A 21,994-nucleotide genomic window follows, 5' to 3' on the forward strand; every position below is an offset into this window, starting at 1 on the left:
GATCGACTTCGGGAAGAGTATGCCAAGCTGAAGCATTACACCCAATCTAATAGAAGACCGTATAATCGTAAGTTTACTGGTAATATACTTTAGAAAAAGGAAAAGCGTGGCCCCATATCGAAAGGCTCACGCTTCAGTCTGTTTATTATTGGGCAAAATAGAGTACGGATAAGTCAACGCTGTTCGAAAGGGGAAAAGAGCTTGCCCACAGTTGACACCGACATCGAACGATTATTTTTCACCGACGTAAAACAAAAGAAAACCACAGCTTCCGGCATCCGTGGCCGTGCCTCTCGTCTAGGTCGTGTTGGCAGCATGGTGATGCCGTCCGATCGGATGTCGGGTAAAGCTAAACGAGATTACCGGCGGCCAGGGCCGTTGATCACGTACTCATTATTTGAGGACTTAGTGTCCTTTGAAGTGTTTGATCGGATGAAGTACGAGCAACATGTCCAGTTGCTGCCTAAGTGGCGGAAGAAGTATGGCGATGATTATATTTGCCGGGAGTGGGGGCTGTCGAGGTTTGGGTTTGAGGTTATATTAGAGGTACTGGGCTAGATTTAAGAAGTCAAAATTTAAGACTTGTACCTTTTGGTTTTTCAGGCATCTTAACATTATACTCATATAATTCTATATTTTGTTTATTGGTAGTGCCATTGTGTTTGTATTCTTTAGATATTATACCTAAGTTTGGGATGTATGTAATAGTTATGGAATCACCTATGGTAATATTTTTCATTTCATATAATGACACGTTTTTCATCTCATTGTTTTCTTTTTGATGGATTACGTCCTTTTTGGCTACAGTCCACATGTATCGAAAGTCTGTTCTTGTGAGTGTACTTACACTGCCATATTTTTCGCCATTATACAATGGAAACTCAAACATTAGATCTGTTCTCTCTAATAATTCAATAGGGATCATACTATTTGTAGAAGTATACTGAATCATATTATCCAGATCGCTTTCATCAATATAATATACTTTGCTAGAAACCACTAATAACCCGTAGCGTTCATCAAACTGATCAAAATCAGCTAAAGGATTGCCTTTCATTTCTGCTATATAGTAATCTTTATCTTTATTTGTATAAATCTTCTTTACTTCCATTTTTATTTTATCAGATTTTTTTATAATATCGTGGTTGTCTTGATACTCTACTGAATAGTCATAAATCCAATAGTTTCCTTCTACTAATGGAAAATATGATAGTGTATCAAAATTGTCAATTTATTATAGGGACCTCTTGCCTTTCATACAGTGTAGGTTTATTAATGATGATTCCAGATGTAATAAGTGTCGTTATTAGGGTGGTTATAATAGCAGTAACAAAAGTCACGGCTTGTTGAATATACCATTTCCTAGTTTCGTTTTTCTTTTGGCCATTATCAGACACAGTACTTGACATATTGACACTCACCTTAAGCATTTGAAAATCAATACTAGATTATCACATTAGATAAAAATTAGATGTCGAAAAATGTCATTTATTCGAAAAAATTATAACCTAAATGAAAATCAAGAGATTATCTTCATAAAACTTCCCCTTCACTTCCCGCCCCACTAGAGATAACCTACACCTGCCTCCCTTGAAATCAGTCGATCTTGAACATCGAAAGGAGCAGGTGTTTCTTTATGACCTCCCAACGCAACAAACCAGGACAAGGCTCGGTATACCAACGTAAAGACGGCTACTTTGTAGCCCAAGTCCACATCGGCCAAGATGACAACGGTAAAGCGAAGTACGCTCGAAGAACTTTCAAAACAGAGGGCGAAGCCCTACAGTGGCGTGACCAAGCTCTCGTAGAGCATCGCCAAGGCATCTTCGTAATTCCCACCACGGTGACCTTCAGCGAATGGTTGGACATCTGGCTAGAACAATATGTAAAGCCCAACGTGCGTCCTAAAACTTGGGAGTCCTATGAATATATCTCCCGGCTTCATTTGAAGCCGAAGTTGGGTAACGTGAAGGTACAGGCTTTACAGACCACCCAACTGCAGAAGCTTCTGAATGAAAAACGGCAGTCCGGTCTCGCGACGAGAACAGTCGAACTGATTCTTACTACCGCAAGAACAGCTCTCAAGCAAGCTGGTCATGATGGTTTGGTCAACAAGAACGTAGCTGATCACGTCCGCAAGCCCAAACCATCTCCCAAGCAAATTAGTGTCTTCACCGTAGATCAAATGAAAGAATTTATGTTTGTCGCCGAAGAAGACCGACTCTGGATCGCCTTCAAACTGCTGCTCGGAACAGGGATGAGGGTAGGGGAACTGTTGGCTATAAAGTGGGGAGACATCAATCTAGAACGAGGCCACATCGATGTGACCAAGGGAACCGTGCTGGTCAAGAACGAACACGGCCCCAACAAAACTCACCAGATCATACAAGAGCCAAAAACGAAAAACGGCTATCGGAGGATTCCGATAACCGATGATTTGGTTAGACAGCTTAAACGCTGGCACTTCCTTCAATATGTTGAGAAGAGAACGGCAGAAGAGGAGTACGAGGACAGTGGGCTGGTCGTAACGACCAAAAAGGGGAGGATGGTCTCGCAGCGGAATTTGGCGACGAAGTTTCATCGACTGCTGGCAAAGGCTGAGATTCCGAAGACTAATCTGCATTTTCTACGTCATACTTACGCGACCCGACTTTTAGAAGCAGGTGTTCATCCGAAGGTGGTTCAAGAACTGCTGGGCCATGGCAGCATTAGGATTACGCTGGATACTTATAGTCACGTGCTTCCCGACGTAAAGAAACAAGCGATTGACAAGATAGAAGGGATGTTGAGTCCCAGGAAAATGGGGAATGGTGTAGGTTAAGCAAAAAGATCTGTAAATACAGAAACCGTCTAAAGGCTCGCTTGCCAACAGACGGTTTTTGTTACTCATTTAGAACCAATATGTTACAATGAAATAAATTTACTGGTTCTTAAAGCAAGGAGAGGATAACATATTAAAGCATTATATTTCTCTAATCATCATATTATTTCTTTCATTCGGGATACCATCAAAGATTACCCATGAAAATACTTTTGAACCCCGAGAGGTAATTGAGATGTATTTTGATTACTATAACAAACACGATAAAGAAGGATTACTTTCAGTGATGACTGAGCATCACAATTCTCCAAACGCAGTTTGGGGATTCGACGATCTGGAGTATATGAAGATTATTGAACTTGAAGATGTAACTAACTCAATCCGAGAGTATGTAGACGATTACTTAACTACTGGTCGCGGAAGTATTAATGGGGTTAAAAAAGAAAATGTAAGAGTTTTTACCTGTTTTTACGAAGTAAAGTATCGAGAGGAAACTGGCCCTCAAAATAGCGGAAAATATAAGATGAAATATATCCTAATTCGTCAAGATGAAAGATCTCCTTGGTTAATTGATGACAGAGGTTACTGAGAGAAGTATATATCATTCGTGGATGGGGTAAGGTTAAAATGTCGACGAAAAAGAAGCAACTCTTATTGGGCATAACGATGTTAATAATTACGATTCCTTATATTATTGGTATTCCTTGGGTGGTTACATATTTATCATTCTGGATGTTTATCCCTTTATTTATCAGCGTAGCATCAACGTATTTTATTAAATTCGATGACTCAAATAAAAATAAGGTCCATTACCCGTGGGTGTGTTGTTCTTCCGTAGTCGTTGTTCTATATACAATTGCATTTTTGCAACATTCGGATGCTGCCATCGGTTACGCTATAATGGCTTATCCATTCGCTATTGCAATTTTCCCTTCGTATGTACTTGCGTTATATCGGATTAAGAAACAGGGGATAGAAATAAAAGAACAACCATCGTCACCAACAACGAAAAACCTATAACTTAAAAGCGTGGCCCGTACCGGGCCTCGTTAAACCTCCATAACCCTCACCACAAAATTCCTAACGCAAACGCAAAAAACCGCCGTCAGCACACTGCCACCGTCGGTTTCCCCTGCGTACTGGGCCATTTCAACCCCATGGCTTCACCAGAGATGCCCCTCCGTAACTACCACCGTAACCACATTTTGGTTCTCTCTTCCACCTGGTGATCCTGCTAACCCGCATATGTAGTGGAGCCGGCGACAAGACTTGAACCCGCAACCTACTGATTACAAGTCAGTAGCTCTGTTGGAAGACGGTCTTTCTTTGGGTAAGATTATAGCCAATTTTTGAAAGTTTGAACAGAGAGTAAGTTATGGGATATCAGGTCGGCGTTGCTTGGGAGAAGAAGGGGATTGGTTTAAGGGGATATAGCGTTAAAAGCCCGCCAGTTAAGGCGAGCTTTTTTGGTGACAAGGGGGCAGCGTTAGGGGGAACTACAGTGGGACTACAGAAAAAGCCCGCCGATGAAGGCGAGCTTTCGTAATGGCTTAGATATTACCAGCGATTGTTGCGGGGTTGGGGCTTAAAGCAATCGCGGCAATAAACGGGCTTATCGCCACGGGGTTGGAAGGGAACAGTGGTTTCCTTCCCGCAAGCGGAGCAAGTGGCCGGGAACATCTCACGCTCTTGGCGGTAGCCACCACGGTTGTTATTGTTGTTTTGGGTTTTCCGAGCCGCACGGCACTGGGGGCAACGGCCGGGTTCGTTAGTGAATCCTTTTTCGGCGAAGAATTCTTGTTCGGAAGCGGTAAACTCAAACTCACTGCCACATTCTTTGCAGGGTAATACCTTGTCTTGAAACATTAAATGACCTACTCAAAATTTGCCATGTCTAGGGATATCCGGCAAAACTCCCTAGCCGTAGGCAATCGAGGAGTGTAGCGTCTAACCTGATCAGGACTCTTTTTGAGTTTACACAGGTGAGGAGAAAATTAGACCTATAGATATGCCAATTGAACTGTAAAAATTTTATCTATTCGACGTAAAACGACAAATTTTGCATTTATTTTAGTGTAACATAATGACGTGAATTTTCTTCAAGGAGGTTCCAGTAATGATATTATGCAGTCGTTGTGGTCATGAAAATAAAGAGGGGTCAAATGAGTGTTCTAATTGTGGTTTAAAACTTCAATCTAATATAGATTTATCGACTCAGTCTTGTAATGAAACTAATCTAGGAAATTGTATAGAACATACTACTGAATCGAATAAAAGTACAAATCAATATAAAGAAGCTCAAAATATTAACATTTCGTTAAATAAAAAAACATTAAAAATTATTGCGGGGGTTGTTGTTGCGGGACTGGTTATTGTATCAGGTACTTTATTCTCACAAAAAGAAAATCAAAAAATTAATCGAAAGGATTACATAGAAAACATAAATATTGCCGAAGAACATATTCAAACATCATACTTAACCACCAGCCTTATTAACGCGACATACTCATCAGTGTGGAGCAATGCAATCAAATCAAGTTGGCGGGATTTTAATGACGATTTAAAAGAAGCTCGTGATAAACTTAGAAAAGATAAAACATTTGATGGATTAGACGAAAAAAAAGACAAAATCGATAAAGACATTTATTGGTGCAAAATGAACTTACCGTCGGAAGATTTTAAAGCTGCCTATGATGCGTTAATTGAAGAATATGATGTATATAATCAGTCATATGAATTAGCTAAAAGTCCAAGTGGTAGCTTAATAACATTTAATCAGACTCTAAATAAGCTAGATGCAGATATGGTTAAGGCTAAAAATAGATTTAAATCCCAAGTTCCGAAAAATTGATGTGTTTACTGTATTCCTTTAATAAAGCAGTCCAGCCAATAACTGGGCTGCTTTTCATTTCATCGTCGGACGGTATTTCCAGTAGTGATTAGGTGCCGGTGTCTGGACACGTGATATGAATACCGCCTACCGGATCGGTCGTGGTATCAAAGCTGGTCGTGCGTGGGTAAACTGCTACCACATGTATCCTGCCCATGCAGCCTTTGGTGGCTACAAATAGTCCGGAATAGGTCGGGAATATCAACAAACGAAAAACCTGCTCGTAAGCTATAGTGAAAATCCACTTGGTTTTTTCTAAAAAAATCTCCATTATGATAACTCCACACAGCGACTTCGCCACCACCGGCGAGGTCGTTTTTCGTTATTTATCCCCTAAAAACCCCCACACCCCACATAAGGCCGCTGTAATGGCCCACGTTCGGTTTGAGTCCCGTTGTGGTACGAATGATATGGTTGGGAGGTTTGGAGGGTGTAGGGGGGGGGACGTGGAGGGGTGGTTTTTTGATGAATTGAGAAAATCATTTAGTAATATAGAGACTAATTGATTTTGCTTTTACGGTATAATAATAAACAAATGTTAAGGTGGTGGCGGTAATGAGAGAAAATGAATATGTTCGCTGTGAGTGGGCAAATCACAGCACACTCGAGAAGATATATCACGATCAAGAATGGGGCAGACCCGTTTGCGACGACAGGAAGCTATTTGAAATGCTTATATTAGAAGGAATGCAAGCGGGATTGAGTTGGTCAACTATATTGGCAAAGAGAGAAACCATCAAAGAGGCTTTTGACGGATTCGATCCCACGGTCATAGTGCAGTATGATGATGCTAAAGTTAATGACCTCTTAAAAAATGAAGGTATTATAAGAAACAAATTAAAAGTAAAGGCCGTAATTGTAAATGCTAAAGCCTATTTCGATGTACAAAGTCGATATGGAAGCTTGTGTAATTTCTTTTGGCGATATGTGAACCATAAACCGATTCAAAATAACTGGACAAATATCTCCCAAGTACCAGCAAGAACGGAATTGTCCGATCTTATTAGTAAAGACTTGAAAAAGCTAGGATTCAAATTCGTTGGATCAACAATTATTTACGCTTTTATGCAGGCTGTAGGCATGGTCAATGACCATCTTTCTTACTGTTTTTTGCATGAAAAAGTAATGTTTTACCTCAATGAATCAACCTTAACGGTTGGTCACACGTATCAGCTAATGAATAGATGGCCACAATAACCGAGCACAATCGCCCATTTACACTGATCTCCCAAATAAAAGCTCGTTGTTGGGAGCAGCGTGAATGGGCAGTTGTGTTTTTGTAGCTGGTGCTGTCGTAATCGGGCCAAAGATGGCATAACTGCCGTAAAAACGCCGTAAATAATCACCTAAAATCCCCCACATCCCACATAAGGCCGCTGTTATGGCCCACGCCCAGTTTAACCCCTGTGGTGGTATGAATGGTATGGTTGGGCGGTTTGAGAGGCGTAGGGGGCGATGTGGAGGGTTGGTTTTGTTGGGTAGAGAAAATTATTTTTGAAATTGCGGTCATTAGCGTTTGATCTCGTATACCCTTGGCTAAAACAATAATAAAAACCGCCCATCTTCACGGCTTTCCTTTTTTGCTCCTTTAGGGGGAGGCCAATGAGGAGGGCGGTTGTTTTTTTGTCTTCAATCCTCATCATTTTCATGAGGTCTTTTTGCGGGTACCGGAGTTAAAAACGGTAATTCGCGTTTATCTTTTATTGCTTCGGCAGAATGCTCAGCATGAATTACCCGTTCAATAACGAACTTTGAGGCAAGTGGTATTGCTAACATAACGGCATACACATAAATCAATCCAATTCCATGAAGTTCCATTATCTGCAATCTAATCAATAAGGGAATTGCCCCAAAGGCAAATAAGCCTTTTGTTACTGCGATTCCGATAAAGTACTTTCCCCAAGTTGGGAAGAACTGATATATCGTCATTGCCAACAACGGTATAACGGTAAAGTCGAAGGGGAACAGTGTCGGTATAGTCGGCATCATTTTGGTCTTGTATCCCCACAATCCCATTACCACCAAGGACAAATCAAATACAGTGTTAGATACCGCTATAAATGATCCGAATAAGAGAATATTCCGTAGGCTTTTTTTATCGACAATCAACCACCAAGCAATGTAAGAAATCACAGTAAGTCCGACAAGAAACCACCAAGAAACTGAAAAAAGTTCTTCCGATAACCACCTGCTTAGATTAACATGCCAGAGGTTAACTTGTGCCTGTAATTGGTCATTGTAGGTCATAACACACCGTCCTAAGATATGAATATCTTAGACAAGTATGCCCAAGAAAAAATATGAAGATTCACCTAATACAGAGATGGTGGAGTGGGGGCTATTGGGTGAACGGCAGCAGTTATCGCCGAATAAACACCGCAAATAATCACCTAAAAACCCCTATATCCAACTAAACCCGCTGTGATGACCCACGTCCGATTTGATTCCAGTTGTGTTATGAATGGTATGGTTGGTCGTTTTGAGAGGCGTAGGGGGCGATGTGGAGGGTCGGTTTCAAATAGGCTTCATGAAGCCTCCTCTTTTCAGTACTGTTATTTCCAAAACAAGAAGGATTTTGTGATATCTCCCACGAAACAAGAATTTTATATAGAAAGAAAATTATTGATGGGAGGAGAAGGTTACTATGGCAACCTTCATTCCATTCTTTATCGCCCTTCTGGTTACTTCAATACTGTATAAAACTGTTGGATGGTGGGGTTTCCTCGTTATTTTCCCTTGGATTGGGGCGTCAATTTCTTTGGGTAGACATCTCCAAGGAAAGCTACCTAAGGGACAAAAGGATATGGGTCGTCGTATTTCTATCTTATTGATCTCACCAGTATTCCTGCTGTTTTTGCCCATATTTAATAAGGAAAACCTGCAACTGGAGGGAATTGTATTTCTATTATTGGTCGGTTATTTTTCTAAAGGAGTTATCCATTATGCCATAGCCAAAGTATTTGGACCTCTCATTTGGGGTAGAGGTTTTTGTGGTTGGGCCTGTTGGACTGCGGCGGTACTCGATTGGTTACCAGTAAAAAAAGAAGGAAGAATCCCAGATTCTATTAAGAACTTTCGTATTGTACCATTGGTGATCTCAATAATGCTACCACTAATGCTGGTTTTTGTGTTTAGCTATGATGTGAGACGGGATTACCTATACAAACAAGAAATGCTTTGGATGATAGCCGGAAACGCTGTTTACTACGTTTTAGGCATACCGTTGGCCTTTTGGTTAAAAGATCGTCGAGCTTTTTGTAAGGTTGCCTGCCCTGTATCGTTAATTATGAAAATACCTGCTTCCGTTAGTTTGGCTCGAGTAAAACCAACAAAAAATAAATGCGTTCAGTGTGGGCAATGTAACAAGAATTGCCCAATGGATGTTGATGTGATGGGATACATAAGCCAGGGGGAAAAAGTACGAGATACGGAGTGCATTCTTTGCTTAGAATGTTCAAGGGTCTGCCCGGTAAAGGCTATCTAAAAATTAACTCACACGCGGTAACGCCCACGTTCAATTTACCCCCGTTTTGGTATGAATGGTATGGTTGGTCGTTTTGAGAGGCGTAGGGGGCGATGTGTGGGGGCGGGTTTGAAGGGTAGAGGAAATAATTAGGCAAACAAGCCGTTGAACAGGTGTTAGCCAATTCAAATATTGGTCAGAATAGAAGAATAACCGCCCCGTCTCACTGCCTTACCGATAAGCCACGTTATTGGGAGGCCAGTGTGGAGGGGCGGTTGTTATGTCGATATTTTTAGTGTGATTAAGAAATCATTTCTCGCTACTTTTACTAGTTATTCTTAGAATCCCTTTGAGCAGCCATCTATGACTAATGCCAATAAAAACATATAAAGGAAATGAATAGCTGTACTTCCAGTTAATCGGCTTATAAATGCCTATTATATTTAGTAACGGTTCAGCTACCCAAGAATAGATAGCTGCAATTATTATCAAAGTAAAAATGTATGTTTTCCAAGATTTCTTGTACTGGTACAACAGCATAAAAGTTATAGGTATTACCGTGTAGTTGATCGGAACCAATTGGGGGTACAACGGAAAGGTCTTATATGGATAATACCAAAATAAAAGCTCAGTCCCCAACTCGTCCATCCAAGATGAGGTCGCTAATACAAACATCCCGAATAGACATATTTCTGTGAGCCGCTTTTTATCAACGATACGCCACCAAAGTAACCATGGTGCTAGCATGAGAGCGATCAATAACCACCATCGCCACGACCAGAGCACTTCAGAATTCCAAGCTTCAATTCGAGCCTTACTAAACACCTCATGCATTAGCACGAGGTTAAGTAATGAGTCCGGAATATCTATCATTAAACTGCTCCATAGAAGATAGTCGAATATACCTTCAGTCAGTATTGCCCATTTCTCACCAATTAATCCTTAATTCCCAAGCTCAACATTAAATCACCCTAGCGATTATTGTTTGAGTGGCTAGGATGGTCTTTGCTTGTAAATAATATGACTATTGCGTTGATTGTACTCTCCTTTGAACTAGCTCATCAGCGCAATCCTTTCACATCATCATTCCCCGTTCCTTGAAAGAGTCCGTGTTTCACGGGCTTCTTTCGTTTTCAGGACATGTTTTCTAAGAATCAATCATAAAATGTATCGTGCTTTTGCCCTCTAAAGAGTTCCATCCATGTTGCACCCTGCGATTCGCGGGGTATTTTTTTATATTACAACAGTTATTGTCATACTTTCTAAAGACGAGCATAAATAGTATATTGTCATGTTCGGCTGTCCTGCCATTCCTTTCTCTCTATGTCTTGACCCCACAAGTTTAATGTGGGGTATTTTTTTGAAGTTAACACCGGTATTACTCAGTCAATCATGCATATAGATTTACTGGCACGGTTCACATGACCCTCTATCATTTCGCGCCTTCGCCCTGCGATTTTGTCGCAGGGTACTTTTTTGTCTTAATCACATTCCAAGGAAACTAGAATAGCTTAATATTGTCATTGCATCCCTAAACCCCAAGGCGAATTATCCCGCCCCACTTTTGTGGGGTATTTTTTTATGTCTTACAACCCAAGCTATATTTCGGTGCGCTTGACTAATAACAAGGTGGATAGTAAAAATAAGCGCAACGGAATACATTCAATTTTGTTGACTCGGTATACACTACCGGGTCGCTTATTTTTAATCAACGGTATTCCAACTAGGTTTTAACAAAAAGATGAATTATTTATGAGCAAGACGATGATTTAGATTTTGGACGCTTATACCCCAGAGCGATTGAGATTAATCACCGTGCAATGTTTTTTGGAATACGTTAAATAGAATCCCCCCTAACTAACCTATTTCTTGTTTTATCTCGTAAGATTCTTGCGGGGTATTTTTTTATCCTTCACTCGGAATCCTAAGCTCGTTGTGTTGTCTAAATAACCAACCAACCGGGTGTTTGAACAACGCAATGGGGTTACCTCCTGGCTTAGCGACCCGGAAACTGTTATCAGGGACCGGGTTTGCTTTAATCCCGGGAGCACAATCGCTCATCTGTACTGAACTCCTAAATTAACGGGGTGGTGTGGGTGAGTTTTTGTTTTTATTCCTTGGAAAACTAGCCCCAGGAGGAGCGGTAATGCCGTTATTGACACTCAAACCAGGTGGGTAAGCTGAAATTGGGTTTTCCGTTTTTCGAGTAGCAAATGCCTTAACTTATGAATAAAATATCTATGCAATCGCCCATCTTACAGTGGTCCACTAGATAAGTCACCTCCTAGTGGATTGACTGGGGATGGACGGTTTTAATTCACGTTTAGACACTCCGTATCAACGCCATAACTTTTACCCATAATAACCGAGCACAATCGCCCATTTACACTGATCTCCCAAATAAAACCTCGTTGTTGGGAGCAGCGTGAATGGGCGGTTGTTTTTTTGTGGCCGTTACCGAAGCCTTAAATTTCTAATCTATTTTTTGTCCTCCAGTGACTCATCCTCCAGCAAGACGATATCTTCTCCTCGCTGTTGTCTGATTTTAATATTTTCTTTACCCCAAGAACACATAACATCAACGATTTTATTGGCTGTAACTCCATATTCTGTGAGGCTATATTCGACTTTTGGCGGCATCTGCTGGTGCACATATCTTCTTACGAGTCCATCTTTCTCAAGTTCGCGAAGCTGCTGGATCAGAACCTTTTGTGAAATGCCGTGAATATTGCGCTGTAATTCGCTTGTTCTCTTTACACCGGACATTAACAAGCAAATGATCAAGGATTTCCACTTTCCGCCGATTATTTCAAGCGTTGCCTCTATGCCCAGATTATATCGTTTCATCGAATAACACCTCGTTCATGCTGGATCATTAAAGACAGTCTGAAAATCAATTGTTGCATATGTTTTATTACGAGTCCAGTACTTACTTTCAAGTAACTACCTTACTTTATTGTGTGTATTTTCTTTCTTTAATGCCTGCAGGATAATGATGATATTAAAGAAGATGAGGCAAGGCACTTTGAAGATATATTCTTCAATTTGGGCCTGAGAAGGGAGAGTTCATAGTGAAAACACTGGTGATTTTGGCACACCCGAACCTCGAGGTTTCAAGGGTAAACCAGCGCTGGAAAGAAGAACTGTTGCAATATCCAAACGATATTACCATTCATGAGATTTACAAGGAGTATCCTAACTGGAACATCGATGTCCCGAGAGAACAAAATCTAGTAGAGGCATATCATCATGTTATCTTGCAATTCCCGTTGTATTGGTACAGTTATCCGCCTCTATTGAAGAAGTGGTTTGACGATGTTTTTGCTTACGGATGGGCTTATGGAACAAATGGTGATAAGCTTATAGGGAAAAAGTTAGGGCTTGCCATGTCCATCGGCGATAAAAAGGAAAATTATTTGCCAGGGGGCTCTGTTTCTTTTACCGTGGATGAAGTGATTACACCTTTCAAAGCCAGTACAGGACATGTGGGCGCAGTGGCATTACCGTATTTTGCTGTCTTTGGAGCTTCATTTCAAGCAAGCGATGAGGAAATCAATCAAAGTGCGAAAGAATACATCAACTATATCTTTAAGCATCAACAATAACAAGATCTTCTGTGTTAGCTATCCAATCATAACTTTTCCGAGTAAAGCATTGGCTTACCATGTTTGCTAGAAAAAGTAATTTCTGTTTTTGTAGCTATTCTGGGCATCCTAAATCCCGAAGCTCATGCGTCTTCATCCAGGAATGGCTTGAATCTCGACGGCAGCGGAAGAGGGAAGAAGATGAGCTTGCTTTGGCTAACTTGAATGACAGGTGTGAGAGAAACGCCATTCTAGCCAAAGACCTCAAGTTTTTCCAAGATCAAATCGAAGCCGCAGGGCTTACTGTTCCGAACAGCGTCCAGGAATTATTAAAGGAAAGCCTTGAGAAATTGAGTAATCGGGCCGAGCTGTTTTGTGATCAGCGTGAACAGATGAAAAACGCGTTCATTGACCTCCCAGCGATTTCGCCGTTATTGGCGGGGTCGCTTTTTTGCTATTTACATAGCAGATGAGTTTTTTGCGGGATCAGTGGGGGAGTTTGTGGGGTTGGGAGGGGTAAGTGGCCAGAAACTCGTCTGCTATGGATATCTAAGAAGATGTGTTTTGTTTGGAAAGTAAGATTACATCAAGAAGCAGGAATAAAATATTCTACCTAGAATTATTTAGAAGTGTACGATTTTGTTTTGTCGCTTAACGTTACCTGGAATTTACGAAAAAACTCAAAGAGTTTGGGTGAGATATCGATGAAAGCGGTTTGTATTGATTTTGAAACTGCTAATAGTTTTGTTGGAAGTATTTGTTCGGTCGGAGTCGCTATTATTGAGGATGGTAAGATTGTTAACTCAAGCAATTGGCTTGTAAAGCCACATCCAGAGTACTATTAATTTGATTCGTTTAACGTTATGATTCATGGTATCTCAGAAGAAGACGTTAAAGATGCCCCCGAGTTTAATGCTGTTTTTGCTCAACTAAAACCGATGTTAGAAGACGCAATAGTTGTAGCTCATAACGCTGCATTTGACATGTCTGCGTTGCGACATGTTTTAGACCTATACGGTATTTCATATCCAGAAACTCAGTATGCTTGTACATACAAACTAGCCATGAAAACTTGGGCTGGGTTGGAAAATTATAAACTTAAAACGGTTTGTAAATTCCTTAATCATGTTTTCATCCATCATAATGCTGAAGAAGATGCTAAAGCGTGTGGGCAAGTGCTTCTTGCAGCTACGTTGAAAAATGGATTAAGTTCTTTTAATGAAATAGAATCTTCTATTGGCATGAAATTGGGAAAACTATTCATTGGTGGATATTCTCCCTGTAGCGTTAGAGCAGCAAAAAACTCTGGGATAGATTTAAAGGGCATTTTAGCAGAAACAAACGAATTTAATCCGGAACATGAATTTTTTCAAAAGAAACTTGTATTTACTGGTACGCTCTCCAGTATGTCGAGGAAAGAAGCTATGCAAAAAGTCGTAAATACCGGTGGATTTATCGGAGATGGCATTACTAAAGATACAGACTTTTTGGTTATGGGAATGCAAGACTATTTTAAGTTTGCAGATGGCAAAGAAAGTAGTAAAACAAAAAAAGCTAAAAGTTTAATAGCATCAGGTAAAAATCTACAGATAATTGATGAAGCTGAGTTTCTAAGGTTTTTACAAGGCTAAGTCCTATCTTTTCGCTTGTACTTCCTACCCCACAGCCCACCTATTAAATAGAGAGGCAGTTCAGCCCATCGCGGCCGAACTGCTTTTTCTATTTTCAAAGAGCAAGAGGTGACCAATGACAGCAAATATCGGTGAATTAAAGCTAGACACCATCCACCACATGGACATCAACGACGGCCTGAAACTGATCCCCGACAACTCCATTGATCTCATCATCGCCGACCCACCTTACGGCATTAATTACCGAAGTGGCAGCCGTAAGCGAAAGTTCACCGCAATCCGGAACGACAACATCATCATGGCCGACTGGTTGGCCGATGCTTATCGGGTGTTGAAAGATGGCGGTGCTTTTTACTGCTGGACCAGATGGGACGTCTACGCCAAATGGTACAACCGCATCGCACACCATCAAGAACTGCATCGTCTGGCAAAAGAACGGGGGAGGAATGGGTGATCTTCGTGGAGCCTACAGTCCCGCTCACGAATTTCTTATCTTCGCGGTGAAGGGACGCCACATCCTAAATGGAAAGCGAATTTCTGATGTGTGGGCTGTGCCTCGTGATCCGGCAGTGACCTACATCCACCCTACTCAAAAGCCGGTAAAGCTGGCTGAGATGATTATTGAGAAATCGTCGAAGCCGGGGGATGTTGTGCTTGTCCCGTTCTGCGGCAGTGGGGGAGACTGCGTGGCAGCAAAACAGATGGGGCGGAGGTTCATCGCGTTTGATGTGGAGAAGCAGTACGTGGAGGCTGCAAATATTAGGTTGGAGGAAGCAGCGTAAATAAAGATAATTCTCGCATAGGTGTAAAAATATCTTAACAAGTGTTGATTATTTCCAAAATTGGTTTACACTTGAACAAGTGAGTCTGAATAATTTTGGGAGAGGTTTCGGAATGGCTATCAGAGATGTTAGGATTAGAAAGATTTTTCGAACAGGTGCTATCAAAGCTATTGCATCGGTTACTATTGACGACTCTTTTGTTATCCATGATATCAAAGTAATTGAAGGGCCAAACGGGATTTTTGTAGCAATGCCGAGTCGAAATCGACCAGATGGAAGCTTTTGTGACATCTTTCATCCGATTAATCAGGAAGCCCGAAGCTTACTTTCTAACGAGGTACTTCGTGCGTTTGAAGCTGCATAATAAAATTAACAACATCTGCTAATCAATTTACAGAATCAAACGTCATAGAATAAATTACAGAGATAATCAAAACATCCTAGGCTATAATCCTGACGATCATTACCTCGTTCGTTTCAAATTAAAAAAGTGGCTTTTGCCAAGGGGAGTGCGTCGTTTTTTGAAAGCCGTGATTATGGCCGGTGGAGTGGGTTCCCGATTACGTCCGCTGACGGACACCATGCCGAAACCAATGGTTCCTGTTCATGGTCGCCCAGCGATGGAGTATGCCATTGAATTGTTGAAACAACACGGGATAACTGAAATCGCTGTAACGCTATGCTTTTACCCCGAGATAATAATGAATTATTTTGGTGACGGTTCTCGATTTGGTGTACAACTTCACTATTTCATAGAAAATGAACCACTCGGTACCGCTGGCTCCGTAAAACAGGCTCAGGAATTTCTTGATGAAACGTTTTTAGTCATTAGCGGGGATGGAATAACGAATATAAACCTATCAAAAATCATTGAGTTTCATAAGAAAAAACAAGCGTTAGCGACAATGGCATTAACCACGGTGGACGATCCGACTCAATTTGGGATAGTAATTACCGATGAGAGAGGCTTTATTCGCCGATTCATTGAAAAACCAAAGCCGGAACAAGTTTTTTCCAATACAATTAACGCAGGAATATACGCTTTTGAACCTGGCATCTTCGAATATATCCCAAGCGGTTTTTACGACTTTTCAAAGCACTTGTTCCCGCTATTACTGCAAGAAAAGTTTCATTTATTAGGGGTACACGCCAGGGGTTACTGGAAGGATATCGGCACGATGGAACAATATAAGCAGGTTCACATTGATATTAACAACGGTTTGGTGTTCAAAGAATTAATGTATGCGATCTAAATCGCATACATTAGCCAGGTTGGACGGATGTTCGCCTGGTTTTTTGCTTTGCTTCACAGTATATTAATGGGCTGCGATGCAGGGTAAGCGTAGCGGACAAGCAGATGGGGACGGTTCATTGCGTTTGGTGTTGAGAGGGATTACGTAGAGGCAGTGAGTGAAAGACTGGCGTAGCCTAACGGTACAAGACTAAACCGATCCAAAAGGCGTGGTAGATACCCACGGTCATGTAAGCACCCAAAACCAATAGAGAGATCGAAAGATAGCCCCAGTGATATTGCTTTGGACCGGAAAGTAAAAGTTTGAAAATCAGCACTAAACACGGTTGACTATTCATGACTGGGGCTACCAGTGGATTCGCTTCGTAGATATATCCACGTTGAACGCCCTCAACCGTGGCCAACCAATCCCAGACGTTTAGGACGATTACAAGGACCGGAAAGAATGCCCAATAACAGCTAACTAGCTTTACTTTCATGCTGTAAGTTTTACCGGGGCAGTTACTGGTTATCGCTGTTCAATGTTTGACCAACCGCAAGAAATTCCTGGGATAGTATTAGAACAAGTGCTTTGTAATTGGAACATGTGTGCTAAACTATTTCCAGGAGGTGGTCATTATGAACCCTAAAGTTCAACGGTTCTATGCATCTAACTCTCTTTGGCGACCAATGTTACTGCCCGAGCATCGTGACGTTACTCGCATTACCCAGAGGGAGTGGTTGAGTAACGAGGAACCAATTCCAGAACTCAACGATATCCGTGTGGAAGAAATAGCACGGGTTATCGAGTTGGCAGCGAGTGAGCAGTATGAAATCATGTTTCGAATCAAGAGCGGACAGTGGATTAACGGAATCCCTATCAAATCGAAGTCCGGTAAATTGACTATCGTATCTGATGGAAATGAACGTGAGATCCGCTGTTCCGACATCGTCGATGTTAAAGAACAATAGTATCGTTTACTAAAAATAAAACTTGCTTCCGCCCCAGGTAGCTATTGTGATTGTTGTAACAAAGTGGTATGATCAATGTGACAGAATTAATAGTTGCCTACCGCAAAGGTAAGGCATACCCTGGCTTTTATTCAAAGGCTGGGGTATTTTAATTTTGTGGAGAATTCACTTCGCCACATCCATTCCTGTTTCGACACGTGTTCCAACAGAATCCCTTGCCGATATAATTCCATTCAGATAATATCTGCGAGCCACATGTGGCCATACAGGAGGCGACGATTAACCTGCACCACTCACTATCATCATACCGTTTTTTACATACACACGAAATAGAGGGATGCTGGTGCACATCCCTGCAACTCACAACGTCACAAAAGCGATCTTTTCTCGATCGCAAAACAGCCTAGACCAACTCGGCCTGGGCTGTTATCATTTTAATAGTGGGATTGTCGGGGCTGGTTGAGCAATGATAGTTATAGTAGTACCCGCTCAAACAGCAGGCTGCACAAAGTTGGATGATTCACTTTAATGAAACTGGATTGGGAAAATGATGCTAGGAGCAAAATGGAATTGCGTGCCACAATTGTGCCACTAAAGTTCAAAACAGCTCGTTTAACAGGGGTTTTGCTAATAAACTAAATATCTATCATGGAAATATGACGTAAATAAACCCTCTCTAGTTCAGAAATTAACTGGAGAGGGTTTTTCTAGTTAAACGATCTTGATAAGATCGTTATCTTTACCCGAAGAAACAACCGCCCCGATGAAAGGGCGGTCGATTTGAGATGCCACGTAGGTCGTATGTAAAAGGATGTTTTGATTAGTTCAAGAAGCTGAACAATAGCATTATATTCAATGCCGAAACGATGATCCCAATTAGCCATAATACACTATTATGGAGCCAAGAATTTTTATATTCTCCCATTACTCGTTTGGATGATGTTAGATAGACCTGTAACAATACTGTAATCGGCAGTTGAATACTTAAAAATAACTGTGAATAGATAAGCCCTTTAAAAGGGTCGTCAATGGCAAAAATCAGCAACGTCGCTAGACCTAAAATCCCGCCGACCCCGAGCTTTGTATGGGGGTCCTTGATATCATAAGGTTCTTTAAACATTCCTGCCACTATACTTCCCCCGGCGATTGCGGCAGTGGTCGTAGAAGAAATACCCGCGAAGAGCAGTGCTATGCTAAAGACAATTGCAGCACTCTTCCCCAGTATGGGCACCAACATCTGTTGCGCTTGTTCAAGTTCAGAGACTTGTATCTGATTTTGAAAAAAGGTCGAAGCTGCCAAGATAATCATGGCACTGTTGATGGCCCAGCCGATCCCCATCGATAACAGCGTATCGGTAAACTCATATTGTAATTGTTTTTTAATGATTTCAGGGTCCGCTTTATTCCATTCCCGGCTTTGGATGATCTCTGAGTGTAGGAATAAATTATGGGGCATGACGACGGCACCTAAAATGGCCATAATGATCGGCATGGAGCCTTCTGGAAAAGTGGGAGTAATCCATCCTTTAACGGCTTCCCCCCAGTTCAAACCGACAATATTCAGTTCATAAACAAAGGATACTCCGACGATCGATACAAAGCCGATGATCCACTTTTCCAAACGCCGGTAGGAGTTAGAAAAGAGCATCCACAACACAAAGGCAAATAACAGTACCGCGCAAAGTTTTAAGGGGATATTGAACAGCAATCGCAAAGCGATAGCCCCCCCTAATATTTCTGCCATCGCCGTAGAAATGGTAGCCATGACAGCCGTGGAAAGCACAAATTGGGAAAGGCTTTGGTTCAGGTGTTTGGAGGCAGCTTCGGCCAAGCAATTACCGGTTACAATTCCTAAATGAGCTACATTGTGCTGTAAGATGATCAGCATGATCGTTGATAAGGTAGCTATCCAAAGCAGCTTATAACCGTACTCCGAACCAGCGGTAATATTAGAGGCCCAGTTTCCCGGGTCAATAAAACCAACGGTAACCAATAGACCCGGGCCGATATATTTTATGATCTCCTTCATGCCTAGTATGGGATTATGTAGTTTTGTATTTAACTGTTGCTTAAGCCAATTCATAGGATGCACCCCTGTATGGAGAATAACTATCTTATGTTTTTATGTTCGTCAAAAACAAAAGATTTCCTTCACAATCACTTGCTTATCTGAACTCTTAAACTAAAGGGAGTCAGGATAATGGGAGGAAGTCAACAAGTTGTGAATGTCACCAGCATGGTTAAACCATCTGATTGAATTTAAAAAGCGTCCGGCCACATTACTGCCAAACGCTTTATGTTATAACTACTCTTTTTCAGGAGGATCTATTGGTCTTGTAGCTGGTTGTAGGACGGGGCTTATTAAATGCTTGCTTGAAACGCCCTCTGCGGAGAACTGCCTCTTAATTACTGCTAACAAAACGAATCTAGCCAGGTTTGAAATCGTAAGTAGTATGATGAAGTGGTAATAGTGCCTCCAGTGCTCAATGTGCATGATTCCCATCCAGACCAATAGTGGACTAAACGCAAAGGAATACACAGCAGATACTATTGTGGAAGTGATAAAATATGACTTCCAAGATGTGGTGTGTTGATAGGTAAGTAAGTGGAGAATTGGAATTAACGTGTAATCAAAAGGGAAGAGAGACGGAACAACAGGAACTAGCTTATATTTATATCCCCAGAGACCTATGGTTGTACCGAAACCTTCCACGAAAGTAACTGATACCGCTATAAAAGAGCCAAATAAAAGGAGTTCCATAAGCCGATTTTTGTCTATGAGTTTCCACCAAACGACGTAGGTTCCGATCAAGATTGCCAGTAAAAACCACCAGTTGAAGGAAAACAATTCGTCAGAGAGATATCTAATAACCACTAATTGTCCAAGTGTTTCTCTAGTTTGTTGAATAATCTCAAAGTTGTCCATCTGGTTCTTTTTCCTTGTCCAATGGTCTCATCGAAGGAGCTAATCTCGGGCTAAGAAGTCGATCCGGTTTCTCTACGCCCTCTTCGTTAAGCTGCCGTTTAATTATCGCCAGAATAAGGTATCTTGCAAATAGGCTAGCTACTACAACCATGAAAAAGTAAGTGTAAAGATGAAAATTATAGTGATGCTTGATATTTAAGCTAGTCATAATCGGAAAGATTATCGCCGTTAAAAGCCCACTTGCAATTGATATACCAACCAGGAAAGAACGCCAACTATTCGTATACTGATAGGCTAGCATAGAGAGGATCGGCACAACCGAGTAGTCGATGGGAAATGGACCTGGACTAAGAGGAACAAGACGAGTGAAGTACATCCAACGGCTCGCACTGGTCCCAATATTGTCCATGAAGGCGTTTGATACAGCCATAAAAGAGCCAAATAGTAAGATTTCCATGAATCTGCTCTTATCAAGGAGTCTCCACCATGTGTAGTAGAGAACCAACAGCATCGCTACGATAAACCACCAGCCTCTAGAAAATACCTCGGCTTGTAAGTAATGCTGTAAAGATAGTTGGTTAAACAAGATTCGTGCGTCCAATAGCATTGCATCGGTGACCATCTTAACCCTACCTTCATCAAAGACTGTACTAGAAAGGTTCCCCTGCGTAACCAATGTCATACGTGGATAATCAAAGCAAAAAGGCCCAGGACATCTAATCCTGGACCAATACTGTTCATCATTTAATTTTTGCTGTGGTATAAAACGTTCATCTAATCGTCAGATGTCACCGCAGATCCATCCTCATTGTTGAAACGAACCCAATAACAACCCCAGCTGCTTCATGGTCGTGCGACAGAAATCGAACCTGCGGCCTCTTGGTCCCGAACCAAGCACGCTACCAGAGTGCGAGTTTACTTAAGGGCTGTACACCTATTCTAACCCGGTCAGACCGCACCGTCAATGGTTTCTCCGCTAAAACCCACTGGCGTTATAATAGCGTGAAGTTCTCCGTGGCGTCACCCGTAGGCGTCAGTTTGAGGCGTCACCTGTTTTTCTGGGTTTTTTCATGATGAAACCGGCTTTTCTAGAGTTTCACAAGAACTTTTTTTAGTCAAGAGAACTCCGTTCATTTGTGCGAGGGCTTTGGCCATCTCGTCAACACCGATGTGGTCGAGGTAGATGTCGACCGTAGTCTGAATGGTCGTATGTCCCAAGACTTCCTGTACGACTTTCATGGATTTTGTGGCATCCAGAATGAACAACCCGGCCGTATGCCGTAAGCTGTGGAAGGTCGTCTTCGGCAGACCAGCTTTGTCTAACAGCTTCTCGAACATCCGGGTGAACGATGTGGGATCGAGTGGCCGTCCATCGTTAGAACAGAAGACGAGGTCATAATTAAGGTACTTGTCGCCACAATTTCTTTGTCCTGATCCACGCTAAGTTTGTGTTTATGTATGTCTATCATTAAATCAGCCGGTATCGGTAGAGGCCGTTTGCTCCGTTGAGTCTTTGGCGTCTGGAAGATCAGATGTGTCTTCTTTCCTTTATCATCGGGTTTTTGAATACGCTGCAAGGTCTGCCGGACGTACAGTATCCGCCGATCAAAATCAATATCTTGCCAGCGGAGGCCCAACAGTTCCCCTCGACGTAAGCCCAACCGTAACTCCAATAGAAAAGCAGCGTACAATCT

25 protein-coding genes and 2 pseudogenes are annotated in these 21,994 nt (G+C 41.7%); 16 read left to right on the plus strand and 11 right to left on the minus strand.

Annotated features, from left to right (window positions below):
* The first annotated feature begins 201 nt into the window (after nucleotides 1-201).
* The gene (locus H1S01_RS16745; RefSeq protein ID WP_188041548.1) at nucleotides 202-558 is read left to right on the plus strand and encodes a hypothetical protein; all 357 of its coding nucleotides are present in this window, start codon (nucleotides 202-204) and stop codon (nucleotides 556-558) included.
* A gap of 10 nt (nucleotides 559-568) precedes the next feature.
* On the opposite strand, the gene H1S01_RS16750 is transcribed toward H1S01_RS16745, so the two are convergent.
* Nucleotides 569-1,111 (minus strand): hypothetical protein, encoded by a 543-nt coding sequence (locus H1S01_RS16750; RefSeq protein WP_188041549.1) that lies wholly within the window; start codon nucleotides 1,109-1,111, stop codon nucleotides 569-571.
* 525 nt (nucleotides 1,112-1,636) lie between these two features.
* Here H1S01_RS16750 and H1S01_RS16755 point away from each other — a divergent pair.
* The 3 genes from H1S01_RS16755 to H1S01_RS16765 all read left to right on the plus strand — a co-directional run bounded on the left by H1S01_RS16755 (nucleotide 1,637) and on the right by H1S01_RS16765 (nucleotide 3,841).
* Complete coding sequence (locus H1S01_RS16755) at nucleotides 1,637-2,821, plus strand: tyrosine-type recombinase/integrase (protein ID WP_188041550.1); 1,185 nt, start codon at nucleotides 1,637-1,639, stop codon at nucleotides 2,819-2,821.
* Between the two features lie 229 nt (nucleotides 2,822-3,050).
* Complete coding sequence (locus H1S01_RS16760) at nucleotides 3,051-3,410, plus strand: DUF4829 domain-containing protein (protein ID WP_341479124.1); 360 nt, start codon at nucleotides 3,051-3,053, stop codon at nucleotides 3,408-3,410.
* 38 nt (nucleotides 3,411-3,448) lie between these two features.
* Nucleotides 3,449-3,841 (plus strand): hypothetical protein, encoded by a 393-nt coding sequence (locus tag H1S01_RS16765; RefSeq protein WP_188041552.1) that lies wholly within the window; start codon nucleotides 3,449-3,451, stop codon nucleotides 3,839-3,841.
* 537 nt (nucleotides 3,842-4,378) lie between these two features.
* Here the strand turns inward: H1S01_RS16765 and H1S01_RS16770 are convergent.
* A complete protein-coding gene (locus H1S01_RS16770) occupies nucleotides 4,379-4,687 on the minus strand; it encodes a zinc-ribbon domain containing protein (RefSeq protein WP_188041553.1) in 309 nt (102 codons plus the stop codon).
* Nucleotides 4,688-4,937: 250 nt separating this feature from the next.
* Between H1S01_RS16770 and H1S01_RS16775 the strand changes: the two genes are divergently transcribed.
* The 3 genes and pseudogenes from H1S01_RS16775 (at nucleotide 4,938) to H1S01_RS16785 (ending at nucleotide 6,908) form a co-directional block, all read left to right on the plus strand.
* Nucleotides 4,938-5,672 carry a zinc ribbon domain-containing protein gene (locus H1S01_RS16775; RefSeq protein WP_188041554.1) on the plus strand — a complete coding sequence of 245 codons (735 nt, stop codon included), beginning with the start codon at nucleotides 4,938-4,940 and terminating at the stop codon, nucleotides 5,670-5,672.
* An 88-nt stretch (nucleotides 5,673-5,760) separates the two neighbouring features.
* Nucleotides 5,761-5,970, plus strand: a pseudogene (locus H1S01_RS22580) (aldehyde dehydrogenase family protein); the annotation flags it as partial.
* A gap of 296 nt (nucleotides 5,971-6,266) precedes the next feature.
* Nucleotides 6,267-6,908: a DNA-3-methyladenine glycosylase I gene (locus H1S01_RS16785; protein WP_188041555.1), complete on the plus strand. Its 642-nt coding sequence runs from the start codon at nucleotides 6,267-6,269 to the stop codon at nucleotides 6,906-6,908.
* A gap of 432 nt (nucleotides 6,909-7,340) precedes the next feature.
* Here H1S01_RS16785 and H1S01_RS16790 read toward each other — a convergent pair whose 3' ends face one another.
* Entirely contained in the window at nucleotides 7,341-7,958 is a 618-nt protein-coding gene (locus H1S01_RS16790) for a CBO0543 family protein (RefSeq protein ID WP_188041556.1), read from the minus strand.
* A gap of 397 nt (nucleotides 7,959-8,355) precedes the next feature.
* Here H1S01_RS16790 and H1S01_RS16795 point away from each other — a divergent pair, with 397 nt between their 5' ends.
* Entirely contained in the window at nucleotides 8,356-9,195 is an 840-nt protein-coding gene (locus H1S01_RS16795) for a 4Fe-4S binding protein (protein ID WP_188041557.1), read from the plus strand.
* A gap of 288 nt (nucleotides 9,196-9,483) precedes the next feature.
* Here H1S01_RS16795 and H1S01_RS22585 read toward each other — a convergent pair whose 3' ends face one another.
* Together H1S01_RS22585 and H1S01_RS16800 are read right to left on the minus strand one after the other, a co-directional pair.
* Complete coding sequence (locus tag H1S01_RS22585) at nucleotides 9,484-10,047, minus strand: CBO0543 family protein (protein WP_423751934.1); 564 nt, start codon at nucleotides 10,045-10,047, stop codon at nucleotides 9,484-9,486.
* A gap of 1,605 nt (nucleotides 10,048-11,652) precedes the next feature.
* On the minus strand, nucleotides 11,653-12,021 hold the full coding sequence (locus tag H1S01_RS16800; RefSeq protein ID WP_188041558.1) for a winged helix-turn-helix transcriptional regulator: 369 nt from the start codon (nucleotides 12,019-12,021) through the stop codon (nucleotides 11,653-11,655).
* A gap of 224 nt (nucleotides 12,022-12,245) precedes the next feature.
* Between H1S01_RS16800 and H1S01_RS16805 the strand changes: the two genes are divergently transcribed.
* From H1S01_RS16805 to H1S01_RS16835, 7 genes are all read left to right on the plus strand, one after another.
* Nucleotides 12,246-12,779 (plus strand): NAD(P)H-dependent oxidoreductase, encoded by a 534-nt coding sequence (locus tag H1S01_RS16805; protein WP_188041559.1) that lies wholly within the window; start codon nucleotides 12,246-12,248, stop codon nucleotides 12,777-12,779.
* Between the two features lie 191 nt (nucleotides 12,780-12,970).
* The gene (locus tag H1S01_RS16810) at nucleotides 12,971-13,231 is read left to right on the plus strand and encodes a hypothetical protein (protein WP_188041560.1); all 261 of its coding nucleotides are present in this window, start codon (nucleotides 12,971-12,973) and stop codon (nucleotides 13,229-13,231) included.
* A gap of 390 nt (nucleotides 13,232-13,621) precedes the next feature.
* Nucleotides 13,622-14,389: an exonuclease domain-containing protein gene (locus H1S01_RS21680; protein WP_243237399.1), complete on the plus strand. Its 768-nt coding sequence runs from the start codon at nucleotides 13,622-13,624 to the stop codon at nucleotides 14,387-14,389.
* 115 nt (nucleotides 14,390-14,504) lie between these two features.
* The gene (locus tag H1S01_RS16820; protein WP_188041561.1) at nucleotides 14,505-14,843 is read left to right on the plus strand and encodes a DNA methyltransferase; all 339 of its coding nucleotides are present in this window, start codon (nucleotides 14,505-14,507) and stop codon (nucleotides 14,841-14,843) included.
* Nucleotides 14,836-15,171 carry a DNA-methyltransferase gene (locus H1S01_RS16825; RefSeq protein ID WP_188041562.1) on the plus strand — a complete coding sequence of 112 codons (336 nt, stop codon included), beginning with the start codon at nucleotides 14,836-14,838 and terminating at the stop codon, nucleotides 15,169-15,171. Before H1S01_RS16820 ends, H1S01_RS16825 begins: the two co-directional genes overlap by 8 nt.
* 112 nt (nucleotides 15,172-15,283) lie before the next feature.
* Entirely contained in the window at nucleotides 15,284-15,535 is a 252-nt protein-coding gene (spoVG, locus tag H1S01_RS16830; RefSeq protein WP_188041563.1) for a septation regulator SpoVG, read from the plus strand.
* Nucleotides 15,536-15,701: 166 nt separating this feature from the next.
* Complete coding sequence (locus tag H1S01_RS16835) at nucleotides 15,702-16,424, plus strand: nucleotidyltransferase family protein (protein ID WP_341479125.1); 723 nt, start codon at nucleotides 15,702-15,704, stop codon at nucleotides 16,422-16,424.
* 175 nt (nucleotides 16,425-16,599) lie between these two features.
* Here the strand turns inward: H1S01_RS16835 and H1S01_RS22590 are convergent, their stop codons facing one another.
* Nucleotides 16,600-16,902: a DUF5658 family protein gene (locus H1S01_RS22590; protein ID WP_423751935.1), complete on the minus strand. Its 303-nt coding sequence runs from the start codon at nucleotides 16,900-16,902 to the stop codon at nucleotides 16,600-16,602.
* A gap of 139 nt (nucleotides 16,903-17,041) precedes the next feature.
* Between H1S01_RS22590 and H1S01_RS16840 the strand changes: the two genes are divergently transcribed.
* Complete coding sequence (locus H1S01_RS16840) at nucleotides 17,042-17,374, plus strand: hypothetical protein (protein WP_188041565.1); 333 nt, start codon at nucleotides 17,042-17,044, stop codon at nucleotides 17,372-17,374.
* Nucleotides 17,375-18,194: 820 nt separating this feature from the next.
* Here the strand turns inward: H1S01_RS16840 and H1S01_RS16845 are convergent.
* The 5 genes and pseudogenes from H1S01_RS16845 to H1S01_RS22595 form a co-directional block, all read right to left on the minus strand.
* On the minus strand, nucleotides 18,195-19,457 hold the full coding sequence (locus H1S01_RS16845) for an Nramp family divalent metal transporter (RefSeq protein WP_188041566.1): 1,263 nt from the start codon (nucleotides 19,455-19,457) through the stop codon (nucleotides 18,195-18,197).
* A gap of 222 nt (nucleotides 19,458-19,679) precedes the next feature.
* Complete coding sequence (locus H1S01_RS16850) at nucleotides 19,680-20,300, minus strand: CBO0543 family protein (protein ID WP_188041567.1); 621 nt, start codon at nucleotides 20,298-20,300, stop codon at nucleotides 19,680-19,682.
* Nucleotides 20,287-20,922: a CBO0543 family protein gene (locus H1S01_RS16855; RefSeq protein ID WP_188041568.1), complete on the minus strand. Its 636-nt coding sequence runs from the start codon at nucleotides 20,920-20,922 to the stop codon at nucleotides 20,287-20,289. Before H1S01_RS16855 ends, H1S01_RS16850 begins: the two co-directional genes overlap by 14 nt.
* Before the next feature lie 446 nt (nucleotides 20,923-21,368).
* Nucleotides 21,369-21,689, minus strand: a pseudogene (locus H1S01_RS22080) (tyrosine-type recombinase/integrase); the annotation flags it as partial.
* Nucleotides 21,620-21,991 carry a site-specific integrase gene (locus tag H1S01_RS22595; RefSeq protein WP_423751936.1) on the minus strand — a complete coding sequence of 124 codons (372 nt, stop codon included), beginning with the start codon at nucleotides 21,989-21,991 and terminating at the stop codon, nucleotides 21,620-21,622. The gene H1S01_RS22595 and the pseudogene H1S01_RS22080, both read right to left, overlap by 70 nt.
* Nucleotides 21,992-21,994 lie beyond the last annotated feature (3 nt).

This window comes from Heliobacterium chlorum (assembly GCF_014502795.1).
In the GTDB taxonomy this organism is placed as follows: Bacteria; Bacillota; Desulfitobacteriia; order Heliobacteriales; family Heliobacteriaceae; genus Heliobacterium; species Heliobacterium chlorum.

What these genes read in the sequence shown, in the direction of transcription:
- H1S01_RS16750 (WP_188041549.1), bottom strand. Translation starts at nt 1,111, where the DNA reads ATGGAAGTAAAGAAGATTTATACAAATAAAGATAAAGATTACTATATA.
- H1S01_RS16755 (WP_188041550.1), top strand. Translation starts at nt 1,637, where the DNA reads ATGACCTCCCAACGCAACAAACCAGGACAAGGCTCGGTATACCAACGT.
- H1S01_RS16765 (WP_188041552.1), top strand. Translation starts at nt 3,449, where the DNA reads ATGTCGACGAAAAAGAAGCAACTCTTATTGGGCATAACGATGTTAATA.
- H1S01_RS16770 (WP_188041553.1), bottom strand. Translation starts at nt 4,687, where the DNA reads ATGTTTCAAGACAAGGTATTACCCTGCAAAGAATGTGGCAGTGAGTTT.
- H1S01_RS16775 (WP_188041554.1), top strand. Translation starts at nt 4,938, where the DNA reads ATGATATTATGCAGTCGTTGTGGTCATGAAAATAAAGAGGGGTCAAAT.
- H1S01_RS16785 (WP_188041555.1), top strand. Translation starts at nt 6,267, where the DNA reads ATGAGAGAAAATGAATATGTTCGCTGTGAGTGGGCAAATCACAGCACA.
- H1S01_RS16790 (WP_188041556.1), bottom strand. Translation starts at nt 7,958, where the DNA reads ATGACCTACAATGACCAATTACAGGCACAAGTTAACCTCTGGCATGTT.
- H1S01_RS16795 (WP_188041557.1), top strand. Translation starts at nt 8,356, where the DNA reads ATGGCAACCTTCATTCCATTCTTTATCGCCCTTCTGGTTACTTCAATA.
- H1S01_RS22585 (WP_423751934.1), bottom strand. Translation starts at nt 10,047, where the DNA reads ATGATAGATATTCCGGACTCATTACTTAACCTCGTGCTAATGCATGAG.
- H1S01_RS16800 (WP_188041558.1), bottom strand. Translation starts at nt 12,021, where the DNA reads ATGAAACGATATAATCTGGGCATAGAGGCAACGCTTGAAATAATCGGC.
- H1S01_RS21680 (WP_243237399.1), top strand. Translation starts at nt 13,622, where the DNA reads ATGATTCATGGTATCTCAGAAGAAGACGTTAAAGATGCCCCCGAGTTT.
- H1S01_RS16820 (WP_188041561.1), top strand. Translation starts at nt 14,505, where the DNA reads ATGACAGCAAATATCGGTGAATTAAAGCTAGACACCATCCACCACATG.
- H1S01_RS16825 (WP_188041562.1), top strand. Translation starts at nt 14,836, where the DNA reads ATGGGTGATCTTCGTGGAGCCTACAGTCCCGCTCACGAATTTCTTATC.
- spoVG (WP_188041563.1), top strand. Translation starts at nt 15,284, where the DNA reads ATGGCTATCAGAGATGTTAGGATTAGAAAGATTTTTCGAACAGGTGCT.
- H1S01_RS22590 (WP_423751935.1), bottom strand. Translation starts at nt 16,902, where the DNA reads ATGAAAGTAAAGCTAGTTAGCTGTTATTGGGCATTCTTTCCGGTCCTT.
- H1S01_RS16840 (WP_188041565.1), top strand. Translation starts at nt 17,042, where the DNA reads ATGAACCCTAAAGTTCAACGGTTCTATGCATCTAACTCTCTTTGGCGA.
- H1S01_RS16845 (WP_188041566.1), bottom strand. Translation starts at nt 19,457, where the DNA reads ATGAATTGGCTTAAGCAACAGTTAAATACAAAACTACATAATCCCATA.
- H1S01_RS16850 (WP_188041567.1), bottom strand. Translation starts at nt 20,300, where the DNA reads ATGGACAACTTTGAGATTATTCAACAAACTAGAGAAACACTTGGACAA.
- H1S01_RS16855 (WP_188041568.1), bottom strand. Translation starts at nt 20,922, where the DNA reads ATGGTCACCGATGCAATGCTATTGGACGCACGAATCTTGTTTAACCAA.